Here is a 17,751-nt window from a genome sequence, read left to right as displayed (position 1 = left end):
AGAACGCATCGCCGTCATCTGGAAGAATCGCCTGTGCAGGTTGCCGCTTATATTTCTCTCGTCGTCGCGGCATTGTGCTGGGGCGGAAACGCGGTAGCGGGCAAGCTCGCGCTCGGGCACGTCAGCCCGATGACGTTGACATTTCTGCGCTGGTTCCTTGCAACAGCGCTCATTGCCGCCGTTTCGGTCCCGCAATTGAAGCGCGACTGGCCGATCGTTCGCAAGAACCTGCCGCTTCTCTTCTTCTACGGCGTCGTCGGCTACACGCTTTTCAACGCGATGCTCTACTCCGCCGTCCAGTATACGACCGTGATCAATGTTGCGATCGAGCAGGCCGGCATCCCGATGCTGATCTTCCTCTTGAACTTTGTTTTCTTCCGCACAGGCGTTTCTACGGCGCAAGTCGTCGGCTTCGCGATGACCTTGGTCGGGGTCGCATTGACCGCCGCGCACGGCGACCTGAGGACGCTGCTACAGCTCGGCCTCAACCGCGGCGACGGACTCATGCTGATCGCCGTCGCCGCCTATTCGGTCTATACGATTTTTCTTCGCTGGAAGCCGCCACTCGATTGGCGCACGCTGATGGCCGTTCCCGCACTCGGCGCGACGCTCACTGCCGTGCCGCTACTCATCTGGGAGGGCAGTCAAGGCGCCATTCAACTGCCCGACAACAGCGGCTGGCTGATCGCCTTTTACACCGCGATCTTCGCCTCACTCCTCGCGCAAATCCTCTACATCAAAGGCGTTGAGGCGATCGGCGCAAACCGGGCCGGTCTCTTCATCAATCTCGTGCCAGTTTTCGGAACGCTGTTGTCGGTCGCCCTGCTTGGCGAGCATTTGCAGGCCTTTCACATCGTTGCGTTGGCGCTTGCATTGGGCGGCATCGCCATTGCCGAAAAGGGCCGCCCCCAGACAGCCGTCTCCACCGCCCCTGCATCACCAATGGATTAGCCGAGTTCCAGCGTCGTTACACCAAAGACGTTCTTCAGCGGAACGACCGGCGCGGCGCCGCGATACATTCGAGCCGTTTCGAAGACGGGCGCCAAGCCCATCTCCTCTGCAAGCGCAATCGCCTCGCCGTTGCTGGCGGGGATGTCGATGAAGACCCTCGCTCCTTTTGCCTGCGGTGCCAGCAACGAAAGCAACGCTGCGGCGCTATCCTTGTCGGCAGCAAACAGCGGGCCGAGCTTGTAGCCGTCGTAACAACGACGGATCGTGCCATACCCGCGGATCTTGCCGCTCCTGCGCACCACGGCCGAGTGCCTGTCCCTGCGGGCCGCACACCACGACGCCACAAATGCTGGCCGCGGGGCGGGAAAGATGGTCGCGTCATAGCGCAACAATCCGTCAAGTTTGTCGGAGACAGCCTGCGCGACAAGCGTCGAGGCCGGCAGGGCTGATATCACGCCGCCGTAGCGAACCGTCCGATAGGCCTCTTCGAAGCCGGCCTTGCGGTAGTTACCCTGCTGAGCGGCGACGCCATCCAGGCCGATGCTGCGGCCCTCCGCGGACGCCATGCCGGCATTCCAGATGGCTTTGCCGTAGCCGCGGCCGCGAAAATCCGGATGCACGATATAGAGTCCGAGGAAAGCAAAGTCGTCGCCATACTTGACGACCGAAATCGAGGCGACCGGCACCTCCCCGAGCACGCCAACGAAAAATCCGGAGGGGTCCGCATCGTGAAAGGCAATCGAGTCGTCGAGGCCAGGATTCCAGCCCTCCTGACGCGCCCATTCGAGCACTAGCTCCAACTCACCGGGTCGCATCGGGCGAACGGCAAACTCCGAATTCATGCAACGTCCTTAAATCAGATCGACCGCAAGCCTATACCCGCGGCAAAAGACAAGAATGAAAGTCTAACGGCGCAAAGTCGGCCGGGAGCGAAGAAACATGTTCATGGCCGAGGCGATCTACATCGATCGTCATGAGGCACGACCCGAAATTCTTCGCATCGCAATCATCATGGAACAGGGAGAATACAATCTCAAGGGAATTACTTAAGAGAACATAAAGACATGGTAAGTTCTCAGTAACGACCATCAGACGAGCAACTGGATTTTATATCGTGCCAGGATGCCCATCTTCGATAAAAACGCTCCGCAGGACGCGGAAGCGACGCCCTACGCGATCGCGATAACCTCGAGTTCCTGGCCACCGACAGTGGCGACATCTCCAATCGACTTGCCGATTAGGGACCTTGCCACTGGGGACACGAAGGATATCGATCCCGCTTTGGGATCAGCCTCGTCCTCTCCAACAACGCGATATGTCTGCACACGCCCGTCGTCGCGGCTGAACGTCACGGTGCTTCCAAAGGCCACTTGATCGAACGAAGACGGGTCGGGAATAACCTCGGCGGTGCGAACGCGAGTCGCGAGGTAGCGTAGGTCTCGCAAGGGATTCGCAGCCTGCCGCCGTCGCTCATTGATGTCCTCGATAGTGCTTGCGGCATCGAATGCGTCGCGCGCCTGCTGGAGCTGCAATTCCAGAGCCTTCAATCCCGCTTCGGTCACAAGGTTCGGATGCGGCGAAATTGGACGATCCGGCAGCAAAGTTTCAGATGCGGCTTCAGCACTTTCTTCTTTGACGAAAGCAACACTCAATTTCGCAACTCCGTTTGGGCGCCTCGTGGTCTCCCGGCGCACCGGCGACAGGTCATCCCGACTGATGGAACGACAATACCCTGTCCATGTTATAGCATCTCTTCCAGTGGTCCCAGCGGGAAGAACGTCGGCTCGGACAAAACCACACCTCCCAACTTGAGCACCGCCGGCGACCACCGCAATGCGCGGCAAATGCCCGCCGACGCAATCTGGTCATGTGCGCGAACGTCCCCGCCCGCCCAACATGAAATAGGATCATAGTCCCATTTACTGTTGTGGAGGTCTCAATAATGTTTCTCGGTCTCGATATCAGTGCCGGCTGCCCCGCCCATCGCGACGGGACCAGGCCGCGCTCCATCGTCGCCTTCGGCGACAGTCTGACGGCAGGCGCGGGCGCGTCTTCGTCAGACCACTCCTATCCCGCTCTGGCAGCTTCGCTATTCAACCCACCTCGCACTGTCATTAATCGCGGGGTCGGCGGCCAGACCTCGACCCAGATCGCTTCCCGTCAGGGAGGCACGCCCCTGCTGCTCGCCGTCCAGGGTACTGAAACCAAGAACCTCTATCCCCGCAGCCGAGACTGGATGACCTCGTTTGATGCAGGCGTCATCAACGGACTCACTCACGAATTGGTAGCGGCAGGGGTTGATGAAAACGGACTTCCCTATGGCGACGTTCGCGTTCACGGAATGGCAACCGGATCGTTCACGGATGTCGGTCGACAGATATACAGCTCCATCGCCGCAAACCTGAAAGTCGAAGCTGGCAGCCGCTGGACTATCTCTGGCGAGGCTCAACTGGTTGGCGGCTCCACCAGCGGCGTGAACGGTTTCAATCTCCTGCTCATTCAAGCTGACGAGGCCGGCGGCTACCTCAACGAAATCGCGTCGCCAGGTTTTCCACTCGATGGTGCGCGCAATTCCGTATCGGAAAGCGGTGAAGCAACCCACGCCTTTATTCGCTCGACCTTCCTGCTGAATGTTGCCGTCGGCAGCACTATCGACATCACGCTTCGCATCTTTCCGGGCCAGTTCGAGGCCGGCCCGCTGCGAACCTCCCTGCAACTCACACCTGGCGACGGAACGATCAACCTCTACAATCCGACCTTCTCTACGACATCCCGCTTCGGCACCAGCGCGAACGGCTGGACCCCGCGCGTCCAGGATGGCCACACAACCCCGCTACGGGTGGAAAGCAGCAAACTACTGGTCAGCAACGACGACGCCGGAATCCTTCGCGGCTGCGAGATCGCCCTGGCGGCGGTGCCACAGGGCAAAACCATTCGCGTCGGCTTCGATCTCGACTTCATCGAGGGTGGCGGCCTTGTCCAGATCGGCGGCCTCAATGCACCCGGTGGCAGTTGGGCGGCGGAAACCGGCGAAGGAAATGCAACCTCGGTTATCAGCTACCGTGGCCACCACGAAGTGATCTTAACCAGTGGCAACAGCACTTTCGGTAACGAGTCGTGCGGTGCGATCGCGTTTGTCAGCAGCGACAGCTATGTCACCTGGTCGCTTGACAACATCTCCATCGAGTGGGGCGATAGCAGCCCGCAAATTCCCGTCACCTACAAATCCGCGGACATCTTCATCGATTCCGGCGCTCACCGCGGCAGCGCTTCCGGCACGCTGGTCGGCATCAAAGGATCGATCTCCGCCGATGCCGCAGGCAATTGGAGCTTTACGCGAAGGTCCGCAGGCGACAGCGCCGGCGTGCCCTATTCCGCAACCTTCCTTTTGGACGACGCCATCGCGACACGAGGAGACGTCCAGTGGATCTGGGCCGGCCGCAACAACGCCAGCGCTCCAGCTACGGTTATGTCCGATATCGCAGCAATGGCAAATCGGGTAGCACGCGGGCGATATCTCGTTGGCTCGATCCTGCCTGCGGCAAGCGACACACCCGAGGCGATGCAGCAGATATCGGAGCTGAATGCGGCTCTCAAGACCGTCTACCAAAACCACTTTGTCGATCTTCAAGCTGCCCTTCAGTCCGCAGCCAACCAGACTTCTGGCGATCAGGAGGACGTGGCGGCCGGCCTGGTGCCACGATCGCTGCGGGCTGATGCAATCCACCTCAATGATCTAGGCTATGCGGTCGTCGCCGCCGCCTGGGCTGGCGCTACGATCGTCCAGGGCTGGTAAACAGCACGCGCTTGCGCAGGAAACGCGCCGGGTTGCCGGCAAAGATCGTCCAGGCCGGGATGTTGCTGAAGGCGACGCCACGCGCACCGAGGACAGAGCCCTCTTCTAAAATTACGCCGGGGCCGACAAAGGCCTCGGCCGCCACCCAGGCATTGGCCCCGATCGTGATCGGATGTGCCTCCAGCTGGAAATAGGGATCGTCCACTACATGACTACCGGCGCAAAGATGCGCGCCTTGTGAGATCACGGCATTCCGGCAGATGCGGATCGGCGCCATCGCATAGCAAATGACACGCGGGCCAATCAGTGCGTTCTCTTCCATCACCAGGTTCGGTGGATACCAGATCCTTGCCGAACCATGAACGCGGGCGTTGGCCGCCAGTTGTGCGCCGAACATGCGGAGCAGCATCGCCCGCCATCGATGCAAGGGGGCCGGCGTCCAACCAGCGAGAAGCATCCACGCGACCGCCCACGCGGCCCGTAACATCCTGTGCTGCAGCGAAAAGCTTGGGCCGCCGGTGCGCGAGCCGCTTTTCCTTGCGTCGAGGATGCCCAAGGCATGCTGTTCCATTATCATCGCCTCCAAGCTCGAACGGCGGCTAACTGTGCCGGTGGCTGGACGAACCGCCGGAGCGAGACCGAAAGCAGCTTCGCGACAAACAGTTGACAGACGAAAAGCGGAAGCACCGCACCCACCGGCCCACGCAGAAGAATGGGCAAGGACGCTGCGATGAAGAATTGGAGTACGCGAACCCCGAAGAACCTGTCCTGGTTGAACCGGATCATCGCTCCCAGCAGAAATGCACATGCGAAGCCGCCAAGCACGACGCCCACAAACCCGAAATCCATGTAGAAATCGCAGCCGAGAAAGAGGGAGAGGTTTGGCGTCCCGTACATGCCGGCGGCAAAGAGATCATTGCCGATATCAAGCCCGCCGACGATCGGTTTACCCGGCCAGACGGCGCGGGGAACGAAGAACAGTACGACAGCGGTCAGCTTTTCGCCCCACATGAGATCATGCGTCGACATGTAGCGGACGGAGTGGACAGCCATGTCAAACACATCGACGGAAGGGATGTCAAAGAAGTTCCCGACAACCGAGACCTGCGACAGATCCTGCAATCCCTCCAATCCTGAGCGTGTCGTTATATTGAGGATCGGAAACAGGATCGTCAGCGCCACCAGGCCACAAAGGTAGAATTTCGCCGCCGATAGCTTGCCACCAGCGAGTGCCAGGAACACGGGTCCCCACACCGCCAGCAGCACGAAGCGTGGTGCATTGAACGGGTTTCTGGCGACCGCCAGCAAAACCAGAACGAGCAGCAGCATCGACACCGCGGTAAGCCTACGCGGCGATAAGCGACAGTATGCTGCCACCAGGCAAGCACTCGCAGATTGAACGGCCAGAAATAGCATGCTCGCGATGAAGGGCTGCGAGCCATCCTGCTCCAAGCGCGATGAAAGCAGCCTTTCGAAGCCACCTTCGGACATGGCGAACAGGATGAAGGCAACGACGTTGAGGAAGAGGATGAAAGGTATAGCAGGTCGGACATCGGTCGCCGCCGGCTGTTCATCGGATTGCATCGACACGAAGAGGAATGGGAAGGCAAAGACAACGACGACCAGCATCGCCAGAGCGTACTCGGCCGGATCGTAGGCGTAGGCCGTTATCGCAGTCGCGCCACCGATCCGGTCCCCATGAATTCGCTGCAACGGCGAGATCACAAAATAGATAAACAGACAGAACCAGAAAATGTCGCCAATCTCGAAATCGCGCGATCGCAGGCGCCCCAAACCGACGATCACAATGGCGAACAGCGGCAAGCTCAGGCCGACCACGAAAAGACTGTCGGCGAAAGGCAAGTTGAGGAGGTAGAGTGCCAGCACCGTCCCGAGCCTGATCATCACTTCCCTCGCCATGCCGGTAGACCACGACGAAAGAGCAGATACCAAAGGCCCAACGCGCCCGCGGCATGCGAGACCACCTCGGCAACCGCAAGCCCAGCAAGACCAAGCCAGTAGCCGAGCGCGGCAGTTGCGACGAAACAGATCAGCATGGCGCCATTGGCCGACAAGGCGACCGCGCGGTAGTGCCCCAGTGCCTGTGCCGCCTGGGATAGCGTCGACACCAATGCACCGCTCAGTATCCCAAACGAGAAAAGACTGACAACACCGGCCGCTGCGGCGATCGCAGCATGTGTCGATCCGGCGATCAGCAAACCGGCTATCAAAAGGCCAGATGAACCAGATACGGAAATCCATGTGGCCAAGCGCTGAACGCCGAATGCTGTCCAAACCGGGCTGACGCTCGTGGCAATCCTGTGTACGAGCAGAGGAAAATGCGCTCGGCGGACACATTCCAGGACCTGCGAGCCCGCTGCCGTAATCTGCCGACCGTAGAGAAAAATCGCCGTCGGTCCCTGGCCAAAAAGCAGTGAGCAGATAATGAGCTGGAATCGAAACGACAGCTGCCCCGGCAGTAGCGCAAGCAAGACCGACACTCCTTCGCGGACAAGGTCCCTGCAGCGTCGCCATGTCACCGATATCCTCCCAGGAGGGCGGCCGACATGGCAAAGGGTCAACAACTGCATGGTGACGGCGATGCCGCATCCCATCGACAAGGCCGCCCCGAGAATCAGACCAGACTGGTTGGCCGAAAGACCGCTCGCAGGCAGCAGCGCTGCCCCAGAGCAGAGGTACGTCGCCATGCCGGTCACCCCGCTCAGTCCACTCAGCTTCAGTCCATCAAGAATGCCGCCGGCGTTGAAAGCCCAGAATATGAGGGCCGGAGTGGCCGCTGTGAGGTAGGCGCAGCTGAAGTCATCCCACGACCACAGCGCGTACGACAAACCAATCAATGCGACAGCAATGGCCACGCAAAGCCGCACCATGCTTCCGGACCAGAAGCAGTGTCGGATCTCCGCACCGTCACCCTTGACATCTGCTAAGGCAACTCTGCGGGCGACCGAGGTCATGCATCCAAAATCGACAATCATCAGCGCGAGAACAGCAAAGGAAAAACATGTCCCGAAGCGCGCCAGTAGCTCGAGTTCCCCCCGACTGACCAGCAGGGTCTGCGCGAGAAAGATCGATCCCTGCCCTATCCCGAAGCTCGCAATCAACAGCGCTGCGTTGCCGGTTCCCCGCCACGACAGGCCTCGCTCACCACGTACCTTTGCCTGGTGAGCACCGATCGCCGTCATGCGGCCACTCGGATCAACTGGCTCTCGATCCAGGCATAAGTTGCCTCCAAACCGGTAATGAGGCTTTGCGCTGGTCGCCAGCCCAGCTTCTCCTCGATCAAACGATTATCGGAGTTCCGCCCGCGGACACCAAGGGGACCGGGAATATGTCGCTTCTGAAGCCGCTTGCCGGCGATGGCACAGACCATGTCAACGAGCTGGTTGATAGTCACCATCTCGTCCGACCCGATGTTGACCGGTCCCTCGAAACCGGAGCGCATCAGGCGTGTCGTTCCCTCCAGACATTCGTCTATGTAGAGGAAAGAGCGGGTCTGCAGGCCATCACCCCAGATCTCGATTTCATCGCCATGCGAGGCGATCGCAACCTTGCGGCAGATTGCAGCTGGCGCTTTTTCCTTGCCGCCTTGCCATGTACCGGAAGGTCCGAAGATGTTGTGGTATCGCGCAACGCGGTTCTTCATTCCATGGTTGCGGTTGTAGGCGAGAAAGAGGCGCTCGGAGATGAGTTTCTCCCACCCATATTCGCTGTCTGGCGCGGCGGGATAGGCCGATGATTCCGCGCAATTGGGATTGTCCGGATCTTCCTGATTGTACGCAGGATAGATGCAGGCCGAAGAGGAGTAGAAAATTCGCTCGACATTCTGACGGCGGCAGATTTCGGCGACATTGAGGTTGATGGTTGCAGAATTGTGGATGATGTCGGCGTCGTGCTCGCCGGTGAAGATATACCCAGCCCCGCCCATGTCAGCGGCCATCTGGTAGACCTCGTCGAAGCGACCGTCGATGACCCTCTCGCAAACATCCTGCCGGCGAAGGTCACCCGCAATGAATTCGTCGGCTACCGTCGCTTCATATTCCGGATACTTGAGATCGACGCCGCGAACCCAGAACCCCTCATGCTTCAACCGTCGGACAAGGTGGCTGCCGATGAAGCCTCCGGCACCACAGACAAGAGCAGTTTTCCCCAGCACCTTACGCCCCCCAGCGCTATTTTGCCTGCAACTCCATCAAGAACAGCCGTTCAAGAATTCCCTCAAATCGATCCGCAATCCGATCAATCCCGAAACTTCTCTCGGCATACGCGCGACCATTTGCGCCAAGCTTCGCCCGGACCTCCGCACGCTCAGCCAACTGACGAAAATTGGTCACGAAATCTGCGTGATTGCCGGGTTCCGAAACGAGCCCGGCTTGCTCCCGCTCGAGGATTCTCCGAGCGAGATTTCCTGCGGGGATGGCGGCGAGTACTGGCTTCCCGGAGCAGAGGTAAGTGAGTACCTTCGACGGCACCGAAAAGATCCCAGCATCGGCTTCGATCATGGCGATCAGTATGTCGGCATCAGCCAACACCCCCGGCAGATCCGAGAATCGAACCCACGGTCGGACCACGAGGTTGGTTATGCCTTCGGTCTTTGCACGATGCGCGAGCTCGTCTGCCGCGCGGCCCTCGGAGAGGACGTCAATCGTCACGGTCAGCGCTTTCGCCGCAGAAAGAAGAACCTCGGGATTGTGCTTGTAGCCCAACGTTCCCGCGTAAACGGCGTGTATCGTTCCATTTCCCGGCTTCGCTCGCCCTTGCGCGCTCACATCATTCAGCGGCGCCCAATTTTCAATGACGGAAATATCGTGAGTTGAGACGCCGTTGTTGCAAAGAAACGGGACAAAGTCGTCCGTGATCGCGACGATATGGTCGCTTCCCCTCAAGAGGTCGTATTCGAGCTTGCGATAGCGCTTGGCGACAAGGCTGCCGAGCACCGGAAGCTTACGGGGCAAGATGCGGCCGATCGCTTCGCTATAGATATCCTGAAGCCAGAAGACGAATTTTGCTCCGATCGCCCGTGTCGCTTTGTAGATCACGGCTTGGGTATCCAGCGGGGCGTTGGAGGAAATAACGACCTCCGGCCGAAATTGCTGGATTTGAACTGCAACCAACCGTCCGGTTTCGATCTCTTGGGACCTTCGCCTGAGGAAACTGTTCTTGTGAAAGACTCCGTCCAGACGAACACCTGCGATCTGCAAGCTCGTGGGATCATCCGAACGGTTCGTCAGGTCGCCCTTAGGGGTTTGAAAGCTCTCTGAATGGACGTGGAAAACCTGATGGCCGCGTTCTGCAAGACAGCGCGACAGCTCGACCTGAAAAGGGTGACCCGAGTAATCATGAATAAGTATACGCCGTCGGCAATTCATGTCTTTTCTCAGATGAAATGAAGAAAAAGATGCCGCAAATTGACCGCCCCAGCAGAAAGCCGCCGCCACTGCTGTATTCCAACCACCCCCGCGCAGCCTGCTGCTCGGCTGAAGCCTACGCCACGCACGCAGTTCTTAGGCACTTGCAAGAACATAATGCCCTCCAACCGCGAACCACTTGCGTTGATCCCGTCTGTTCAGCACCGCGATGATTGGCGCTGCATCTCTCGTATGGCCCCTTAGGGCGGTGACTGCCTTTCGCGCGGCCTTTTGAGGCGTAGTCGCCCACTGCACGACGAAGAGCACAGCGTCGCTCAGCCGCGCGAGATAGAGGGCATCAACAGCCGCCTCCATTGGAGGCGTGTCGACGATAATGTAGTCGAAGTGCTGGCGTGCTCGCTCCAGCAGTTTCCTGACCCGCGGCCCCATCAGAAGCTCGTCCGTCGGAAATTCGGCGGGCCGTGCGCCGAGGATCACGGAGAGGTTGGTAGCGTGATCTGTCACCACCATGTTCGCGAGACCGGGATCAGGCTCGCCACGCAAAAGATTGACGAATGCCGATGTCGGCTCGCGATCGACATGCCGATGGATGCTGGGCTTGCGAAGGTCGCAATCGACGAGCAGTGTCCGCTTTCCGGCCAAAGCATAGGTACGTGCCAGGGAGGTCGCGAGCGTTGACCTTCCCTCTCCAGAGAGCGCCGAAGCAACCATAACGACGACGCCTGTTTCGGTCTCAGGTTCGAGGAGCCCGGCATTTCGCAATAACGTCTGATCCAGCGACACGCGGATGCGTCGCAGTGATTCAGAGAAGAGCGAGAGCGGGGCTGACATGATTGTGTCGGAAAGGCCTCGCCCGTGCGGCTTTTCAACTTCGCTGCCTGCCTGATCCGGCGTTACCGAGGCGAGCGGAATGTTCAGTACTGCGCTTACCTGATCCTCACTTGTAAAGCCGCCTATAAAGAATTCCCGGAGCAAGGCGCCTCCAATGCCCAGACCCAGCGCCAGGATGGCCATCACTGCGAGCACAAGACCTTTCCTCGGATACGATGGCTCGATCGGGGCGAGCGCTGCGGATACTATGCGACTGTCGGCGACCTGGAGACTCGCCTGCGCCTCGAAATCCTGCAGTCGCGTCAAAAGGTTCTGATATTGGGTCCTTGCGACCTGCGCCGATTGCTGCAGCGCATAGTATTGGGTGAGGATTTCCGAGGATACACCGCGCCCGTAGCTTGGACCGCGCGCATCGGAGGCGGTTTCGCCAAATTGCGCGTCCGCCAGCCGCAACTGCTGCAGCGATCCGGCGGCTTGGAGATTGCCATGGGAGGTGACGAACAGATCGAGATTTCGCTCATTCTGCGCAAGGACGTCTCGAGCGGCCGTGACCTGATGCTCGAGAATCTTGCCGGCCGAGACTGTATTCGCGACTTTTGCCTCGACCTGTTTCTTGATGTAGACAGCCGTCACAAGATTTGCGAGCCGCGCCGCCTTCTCGGCATCCTTCGACGTCACACCGACGGTGATAAGATAGGTCAGACCTTCGCGGCGAACCCGGACCGCGTACCTGAAAGAGTTAAGAACGGCCCCAATCGCCTTGTCGCCCGACGACGCCGTCCGCTTGAGGCCAACGACGGCCAGTAGCGGTTCCATGAAACCATTGGATGTAAACTCCGGGTCGGAGAGGAGATTGCCGTCCCTTATGACGTCGAGGAGCACTGCATCGGATCGAACGATGCGAACCTCGCCCTCTACTCGGGAGTTGTCGGTCAGGCCGCTTGTGGCGGCAGTATTGGGGTCGAGAAGATTCTTTGAACTCGTATCGACAAGAACCAGCGACTGAGCGGTATACCGCGGTGAGAGAGAGAAGAGGACAGCAACACTCAGCAGGAAGATCGGCAGAGCCACCGCCAATATTGTACGGACTTGCCGGTGGGCTAGTCCAATCAGCATTCGAGGGTCTGCGACATCGTTCATGCGAATGCAAACCCTCAACCGATACAGCCGAATACTCGCTCAGGTTTTATCGCGCAAACAATTACCACAGCAGGGACGCTTCACAACCACAGATAATCCTATTGGATTATCACCCCCTGCATTTGAATGAAGCCTGCCGGATGGTCGAGGGCCATCCGACAGGAGTTGCTTAGCGATATGGCTCGAAGAACCTCTGAATGGCATCGATTTCGTTCTGCCTGATATCGTGCCCACCGGCATGCCATTCCGTCGTGGTGGAAGCATTCTGCGCCTCAAAATACTCCGCCAAGGCCCTCGTCACGGGCGCAGGACTGATCGGGTCGCGCTCACCGGCAGTGATCAGTACCTTTCGTCCGCCGAGCGCTGGATTTGCCTTCGGTTGAAACGGGATCAGCGGGTGCATCAGAACCGAAGCATTGAACAATCCCTTTTCGATCAGCACGTTGGCAAGGATATTTGCGCCGTTCGAGAAGCCAAGCCCGAGGACATCGGTCGCCTCATGTTCTTTCGCAAGCGTTGCGACAAAGGACACCATCTTTTCCGTTGCTCGAGCAAGATCCGCCATATCGTAGACGCCCTCGCCGGTACGCTTGAAAAAGCGTGCTGCGCCGAACTCGGAAACATCGCCGCGCGGCGATACGATCGTCGCTTCCGGCAACAAGCGTCGCCCAAAATCAAAAAACTGGTTCTCGTCGCCGCCCGTTCCGTGCAGTACGACAAGAATGGGCTTTCCGGGTGCACCGGCCTGGAGCCGGTGCACATAGCTGTTATCGGTCATCGTGTGTCCCCTTAGGCTTCCAACGGCTGCAGGTGCTGCTCGATAAGAGCGCGCATGTGCTGATGTTGCTGCGGCAGTTTCAGTGCTTCACCGAGATGCGCCGTGTCCTCGTCACGGTTGAAGCCGGGTTCGTTGGTCGCAATCTCAAACAAGATGCCACCTGGGGTGCGGAAGTAGATCGCCCAGAAGTAATCGCGGTCGATGACAGGCGTAACCTGATATCCCGTATCCATCAGCGCTTTGCGCACTTCGAGCTGCTTCTCGCGGTTCTCCACGGCGAAAGCGACATGGTGCACCGAACCTGCGCCTGGCAGAGCTCGCGAGAGGTTTGGCATGGTTTCCAGGTCGACGAGATGGGCACCGTTTCCGCCGGGAATGGTCAGGCGCTTCACGCCATCGCGCTCTTCCTGGACTTCGTAGCCCATGAATCTAAGCAGCTCGGACGTGGCGCCGTCATCGCGCAGTCGCATGGCGACCGAGTGAAACCCGCGGATCGCGTGGTCCTCGCTGATGCCGCCGTGCGTCCAGGGCAGACGATCGTCTTCCTTGACTTCAACCAGCGCAAAGCCGTCGCCATCGGGACCGCCAAAGTTCAGGCGCTTTTCGCCGAATGCTTCCTCGGTCTTCAGGCCGGTGACATTCAATTTGTTCAAACGATCGCTCCAGAAACCGAGCGAACCCTGCGGGACAGAGAAAACGGTGGTCCCGACCTCACCGGTTCCCGGACGTCCTTGCGGCATCTTCGGGAATGGGAAGTACGTCATGATCGTACCTGGCGCGCCGGTCTCGTCACCATAGTAGAGGTGATAGACGTCAGGTGCGTCGAAGTTCACGGTCTTCTTGACGCGACGCAGACCGAGCGCATTGGTGAAAAACTGGTTGTTGGTGCGGGCATCCTCCGCCATCGATGTGACGTGGTGCAGACCCTTGATTTGATCGAGCATTTGAGACCCCTTTCTTGCCCGCCTCGCGGGCTTCGGATGGGATATAGATGATCGCTAAGGGTCGATCGGAATAGCCCCGACGACCAGAACGCATTGTCTCCTTTTAGTGAACGACAAATAAAGATCGTTCAGAAAGAGCCTAAAGATCAGTTGGGTTCGTGGGCAACTGCCAGTCGATCGGCGCCCGGCCGCGCGCCTGCAAGAAGGCATTGGCCTTGGAAAAATGGCCAGAGCCAAAGAAGCCGCTGTGTGCGGAAAGTGGCGACGGATGCGGCGCCTTCAACACCAGATGACGCGACGTATCCACGAAGGCGGCCTTCCTTTGCGCATAGGAGCCCCAAAGCATGAAGACCACCGCGTCGCATTCGTCGTTGACCTTGCGAATGACAGCGTCGGTGAAGCGCTCCCACCCCTTGCCCTGGTGCGATGCAGCCTGAGCCTCCTCGACCGTCAGCACGCTGTTCAGCAACAGCACGCCCTGCCGCGCCCAATGTTCCAGAAATCCATGCCGCGCCGGCTGAACTCCCAGGTCGCTTTGCATTTCCTTGTAAATATTGACGAGTGAGGGCGGAATTCGCACGCCCGGTCGGACGCTGAAGCAAAGGCCATGCGCTTGCCCGAGTCCATGATAAGGGTCCTGCCCGAGGATCACGACCTTGACGTCCGCCAGTGGCGTGAGGTCGAGAGCGCGGAAGTACTCAGACCCCTTCGGAAAGATCCTTTTTCCTCCCTGCTTCTGGGCGAGGAGGAACGCCTTTAGCTGCTGCATGTAGAGACTGGAGAATTCGCCAGCGAGTGCGTTCTTCCAGCTCTCCTCCAGCGCGATCGATTGTTCATCCATTGACAGTCCTCATCCGCTTCTGCGCGCTTTCAACTTGCCTCGAGGCGGGAATTGGCGGACATTTTATTGTTGGCCGTCGGCAATATTTACAAATGCGGGGTAGATTGCGTTCAAATCGCAGGTGAATTCAAGCGCGTCGGGAACCTTTCAAGATGAAATTCGGAACAAGTGGACTTCGCGGCCTGTCTGTCGACCTCAAGGGGCGCGCTTCGGCACTTTATGCCACCGCGTTCGGACGCTACCTGCTCGACAGCGGACTGGCGCGCGCGGGCGACGCCATCCTGATCGGCCGGGACTACCGGGATTCGAGTCCAGAAATCACGGCCAACTGCACTGATGCCCTTGTCAGCCTCGGTTTCGATGTCCAGGACTGCGGCACGCCGCCGACGCCAGCCCTTGCGCTTTATGGTCTCCAGCAAAAGGCCGCCTGTCTGATGGTGACCGGTTCGCACATACCTGCTGATCGTAACGGCATCAAGTTCTATCGGCCGGACGGCGAGATCGACAAAGCAGACGAGGCGGCAATCACCGCTTTGGCAACAGAACTCGATCGTACCGGCTTTGCGTTTGCGCCCCGCGGCACACGTCCGCACGAGGTTTCGTCCGAATGCCTGACGGCCTTCCGCGAACGGAATGCCAATATTCTTCCCGCGGGCGCGCTTGCTGGCCTCAAGGTCGGCATCTACCAGCATAGCACGGTCGCCCGCGACCTGCTTGTGGATCTCTTGAAGCATTACGGCGCGACAGTTGTCCCGTTTGGCCGGTCAGAGACATTCAATCCTGTCGACACCGAAGCCGTTTCCGAAGAAACGATTGCCAAACTGACGGATGCCGCCAGACAACATGACCTCGATGCGATCGTCTCCGCCGATGGGGATGGCGATCGTCCGCTGGTGACAGATGAGACGGGCACGCCGCTGCGCGGTGATCTTCTTGGATTGATCGCCACAAACTTCCTCGGTGCGACCGCAGTGGTTACACCGGTTACGTCGAATTCCGGGATCGAATCTGCGGGGCGCTTTAGCGTCATTCGCACCCGCGTCGGCTCCCCCTTTGTGATATCGGGCATGCAAGAGGCAATCACAGCGGGCCAGAACCATGTCGCAGGCTTCGAGGCGAATGGCGGCGTGCTGACGGCGAGCGATTCCGAAGTCAACGGCCACACGCTGCGCGCCCTGCCGACGCGCGATTGCTTCGTGCCCATCCTGGCGACGCTGTTTCTTGCAGCATCCAGACGGCAGCCGCTTTCGGTCATCGTTGCTTCCTACGGCCTGCCGTTTGCCATGGCTGACCGTCTCGAAGACTTTCCGGTTGAGACAAGTGCCCGTCTGATGGCGCATCTCCGTTCCGGGTCTTCCAACCTCGCGGCGTTTCTGGAGCCGATCGGCAAAGTTGGCAGCGTCAGCGATATCGACGGGCTGCGTGTCACGCTGAAGGACCGACGAATCATTCATTTCCGTCCCTCCGGCAATGCTCCGGAAATGCGCTGCTACGTTGAGGCAGAAGGCGAAGCCGCCGCCGCAGCGTTGCTCGGTGCCGGACTGCAACGCATCCGCTGGTGGGCCAAGACGAACTGATCGACCAAGCAAGAGATAGTCAAGGATATTAGAGATGACGAAGAAGATCGTTCCCGTGATCATGGCAGGCGGCAAAGGTACTCGGCTTTGGCCATTGTCACGCGCTGCAGCACCGAAGCAGTTCATCCGTTTCGTTGGCGACAAGACACTTTTTCAGGAAACGCTGCGGCGCGTGTCCGATCCCGCGCTCTACGAAGCGCCCGTGATTCTTACCAACGAAGAATTCCGCTTTCTCGTCGCCGAGCAAGCGCGTGAGCTGGACATCGACCTCGCCGCCATCTTGCTCGAACCGGTTGCCCGCAATACCGCCGCCGCCGTAGCCGCCGCTGCGACGCTGGTACGCGACCGTTTTGACGAGGACACCATTATGCACGTGCTCGGCTCCGACTACGAAATCGTTGCCGACGACACCTACTTTGGCTGTGTCAACATTGCTGCCGCAACGGCGGCCGAGGGAAAGCTGGCAACTTTCGGCATACAGCCGACCGAGCCTGCAACGGGCTACGGCTACATCGAGGGTGGGGAGCAGCTTCCTTCGGGTGCTCGGGTGGTGGCACGATTCATCGAAAAGCCGCCACTCGCCAATGCAGAAGAAATGCTCGCCGCTGGCGGTTTCTATTGGAATTCCGGCATGTTCATGTTTTCGGTTTCGCGTCTGCTCGCCGAAATGCGCACCTATGCTGCACCGGTATTGAAGGCAGCAGCCGACTCGCTCGCAAAAAGCGTCAGGGATCTCGACTTCATCCGTCTCGACAAGGCAGCGTTCTCCGCGGCCCCGAACATCTCGATCGACTACGCGATCATGGAGAAGACGAGCAACGCCGCCGTCGTCCCCTCGCCGTTCAAGTGGTCCGACCTCGGCAGCTGGGATTCCGTCTGGAAGAGCGGTAGCCGCGATGAATATGGCAATGTGGCAGCCGGCAATACGACGGTCGTCAACACCAAGAACTCGCTCATCATGACACATGGTGTACACCTAGCCGTCCAGGGCATGGACGATATCGCTGTCATCGCCAGCGAGGACGCCGTGTATGTCGGCCGACTGCAGGACAGCCAGGACGTCGGCAACCTCGTGAAGATGCTCGCCTCCGCCCCCACGACATCGCAGCTGACCGAGACCCATCCCACCTCCTACCGGCCTTGGGGCGGCTATACCTCGGTGCTGAACGGCGACCGCTTCCAGGTGAAACGCATCTTCGTCACGCCGGGCAAGAAACTGTCACTACAGAAGCACCACCACCGCTCCGAGCATTGGATCGTCGTCAAGGGCACGGCCGAGGTGACCATCGGCGAGAACGTGCAGATGCTGAGAGAGAACGAATCCGTCTACATCCCGCTCGGCGAAATCCATCGCCTGGCCAACCCGGGCAAGATCATGCTCGAGCTGATCGAAGTGCAGACCGGATCCTATCTCGGCGAAGACGATATCATCCGTATCGTGGACGAGTTCGGCCGCAGCTGATCACTGTTGTCTTGAACTTATAAACTTCCCCCTGTAACACCATC

The 17,751-nt window shown here is 59.2% G+C and carries 15 protein-coding genes; 4 read left to right on the top strand and 11 right to left on the bottom strand.

What is annotated here, in order from left to right; all coding sequences use genetic code 11:
• The first annotated feature begins 33 nt into the window (after positions 1-33).
• Complete coding sequence (locus tag FHT76_RS18630) at positions 34-951, top strand: DMT family transporter (RefSeq protein WP_183861555.1); 918 nt, start codon at positions 34-36, stop codon at positions 949-951.
• Here FHT76_RS18630 and FHT76_RS18625 read toward each other — a convergent pair.
• Positions 948-1,793, bottom strand: a complete 846-nt coding sequence (locus tag FHT76_RS18625; protein WP_183861557.1) for a GNAT family N-acetyltransferase — start codon at positions 1,791-1,793, stop codon at positions 948-950. The two genes, FHT76_RS18630 and FHT76_RS18625, sit on opposite strands and share 4 nt — an antisense overlap.
• A gap of 327 nt (positions 1,794-2,120) precedes the next feature.
• A complete protein-coding gene (gene greA, locus FHT76_RS18620) occupies positions 2,121-2,603 on the bottom strand; it encodes a transcription elongation factor GreA (RefSeq protein WP_183861559.1) in 483 nt (160 codons plus the stop codon).
• A 290-nt stretch (positions 2,604-2,893) separates the two neighbouring features.
• Here greA and FHT76_RS18615 point away from each other — a divergent pair, with 290 nt between their 5' ends.
• Entirely contained in the window at positions 2,894-4,747 is a 1,854-nt protein-coding gene (locus FHT76_RS18615) for an SGNH/GDSL hydrolase family protein (RefSeq protein ID WP_259185764.1), read from the top strand.
• Here the strand turns inward: FHT76_RS18615 and FHT76_RS18610 are convergent.
• The 9 genes from FHT76_RS18610 to ung all read right to left on the bottom strand — a co-directional run bounded on the left by FHT76_RS18610 (position 4,725) and on the right by ung (position 14,668).
• Positions 4,725-5,318, bottom strand: a complete 594-nt coding sequence (locus tag FHT76_RS18610; protein ID WP_183861563.1) for a DapH/DapD/GlmU-related protein — start codon at positions 5,316-5,318, stop codon at positions 4,725-4,727. The two genes, FHT76_RS18615 and FHT76_RS18610, sit on opposite strands and share 23 nt — an antisense overlap.
• A 2-nt stretch (positions 5,319-5,320) precedes the next feature.
• Complete coding sequence (locus tag FHT76_RS18605) at positions 5,321-6,652, bottom strand: hypothetical protein (protein WP_183861565.1); 1,332 nt, start codon at positions 6,650-6,652, stop codon at positions 5,321-5,323.
• Positions 6,652-7,950, bottom strand: coding sequence for an oligosaccharide flippase family protein (locus tag FHT76_RS18600; protein ID WP_259185763.1), 1,299 nt, complete (start codon positions 7,948-7,950; stop codon positions 6,652-6,654). The genes FHT76_RS18605 and FHT76_RS18600 overlap by 1 nt, the downstream gene beginning before the upstream one ends.
• Entirely contained in the window at positions 7,947-8,921 is a 975-nt protein-coding gene (locus FHT76_RS18595; RefSeq protein ID WP_183861569.1) for an NAD-dependent epimerase/dehydratase family protein, read from the bottom strand. The genes FHT76_RS18600 and FHT76_RS18595 overlap by 4 nt, the downstream gene beginning before the upstream one ends.
• Positions 8,922-8,937: 16 nt before the next feature.
• Positions 8,938-10,203 carry a glycosyltransferase family 4 protein gene (locus FHT76_RS18590; protein ID WP_259127156.1) on the bottom strand — a complete coding sequence of 422 codons (1,266 nt, stop codon included), beginning with the start codon at positions 10,201-10,203 and terminating at the stop codon, positions 8,938-8,940.
• 66 nt (positions 10,204-10,269) lie between these two features.
• Positions 10,270-12,081 (bottom strand): GNVR domain-containing protein, encoded by a 1,812-nt coding sequence (locus FHT76_RS18585; RefSeq protein WP_183862009.1) that lies wholly within the window; start codon positions 12,079-12,081, stop codon positions 10,270-10,272.
• A 193-nt stretch (positions 12,082-12,274) separates the two neighbouring features.
• Positions 12,275-12,883, bottom strand: coding sequence for an alpha/beta hydrolase (locus FHT76_RS18580; protein WP_183861571.1), 609 nt, complete (start codon positions 12,881-12,883; stop codon positions 12,275-12,277).
• 11 nt (positions 12,884-12,894) lie between these two features.
• The gene (locus tag FHT76_RS18575; protein ID WP_183755579.1) at positions 12,895-13,827 is read right to left on the bottom strand and encodes a VOC family protein; all 933 of its coding nucleotides are present in this window, start codon (positions 13,825-13,827) and stop codon (positions 12,895-12,897) included.
• Between the two features lie 139 nt (positions 13,828-13,966).
• Complete coding sequence (ung, locus tag FHT76_RS18570) at positions 13,967-14,668, bottom strand: uracil-DNA glycosylase (RefSeq protein ID WP_183861573.1); 702 nt, start codon at positions 14,666-14,668, stop codon at positions 13,967-13,969.
• Positions 14,669-14,820: 152 nt separating this feature from the next.
• Between ung and FHT76_RS18565 the strand changes: the two genes are divergently transcribed.
• On the top strand, positions 14,821-16,245 hold the full coding sequence (locus FHT76_RS18565; protein ID WP_259127166.1) for a phosphomannomutase: 1,425 nt from the start codon (positions 14,821-14,823) through the stop codon (positions 16,243-16,245).
• A 34-nt stretch (positions 16,246-16,279) separates the two neighbouring features.
• Positions 16,280-17,707, top strand: a complete 1,428-nt coding sequence (locus tag FHT76_RS18560; RefSeq protein ID WP_183755576.1) for a mannose-1-phosphate guanylyltransferase/mannose-6-phosphate isomerase — start codon at positions 16,280-16,282, stop codon at positions 17,705-17,707.
• The last annotated feature ends 44 nt before the right edge of the window (positions 17,708-17,751 follow it).

Source organism: Rhizobium sp. BK176, assembly GCF_024808055.1.
Note: the sequence above shows the minus strand (reverse complement) of the source record. Positions and strands in the feature narration are given on the sequence as shown.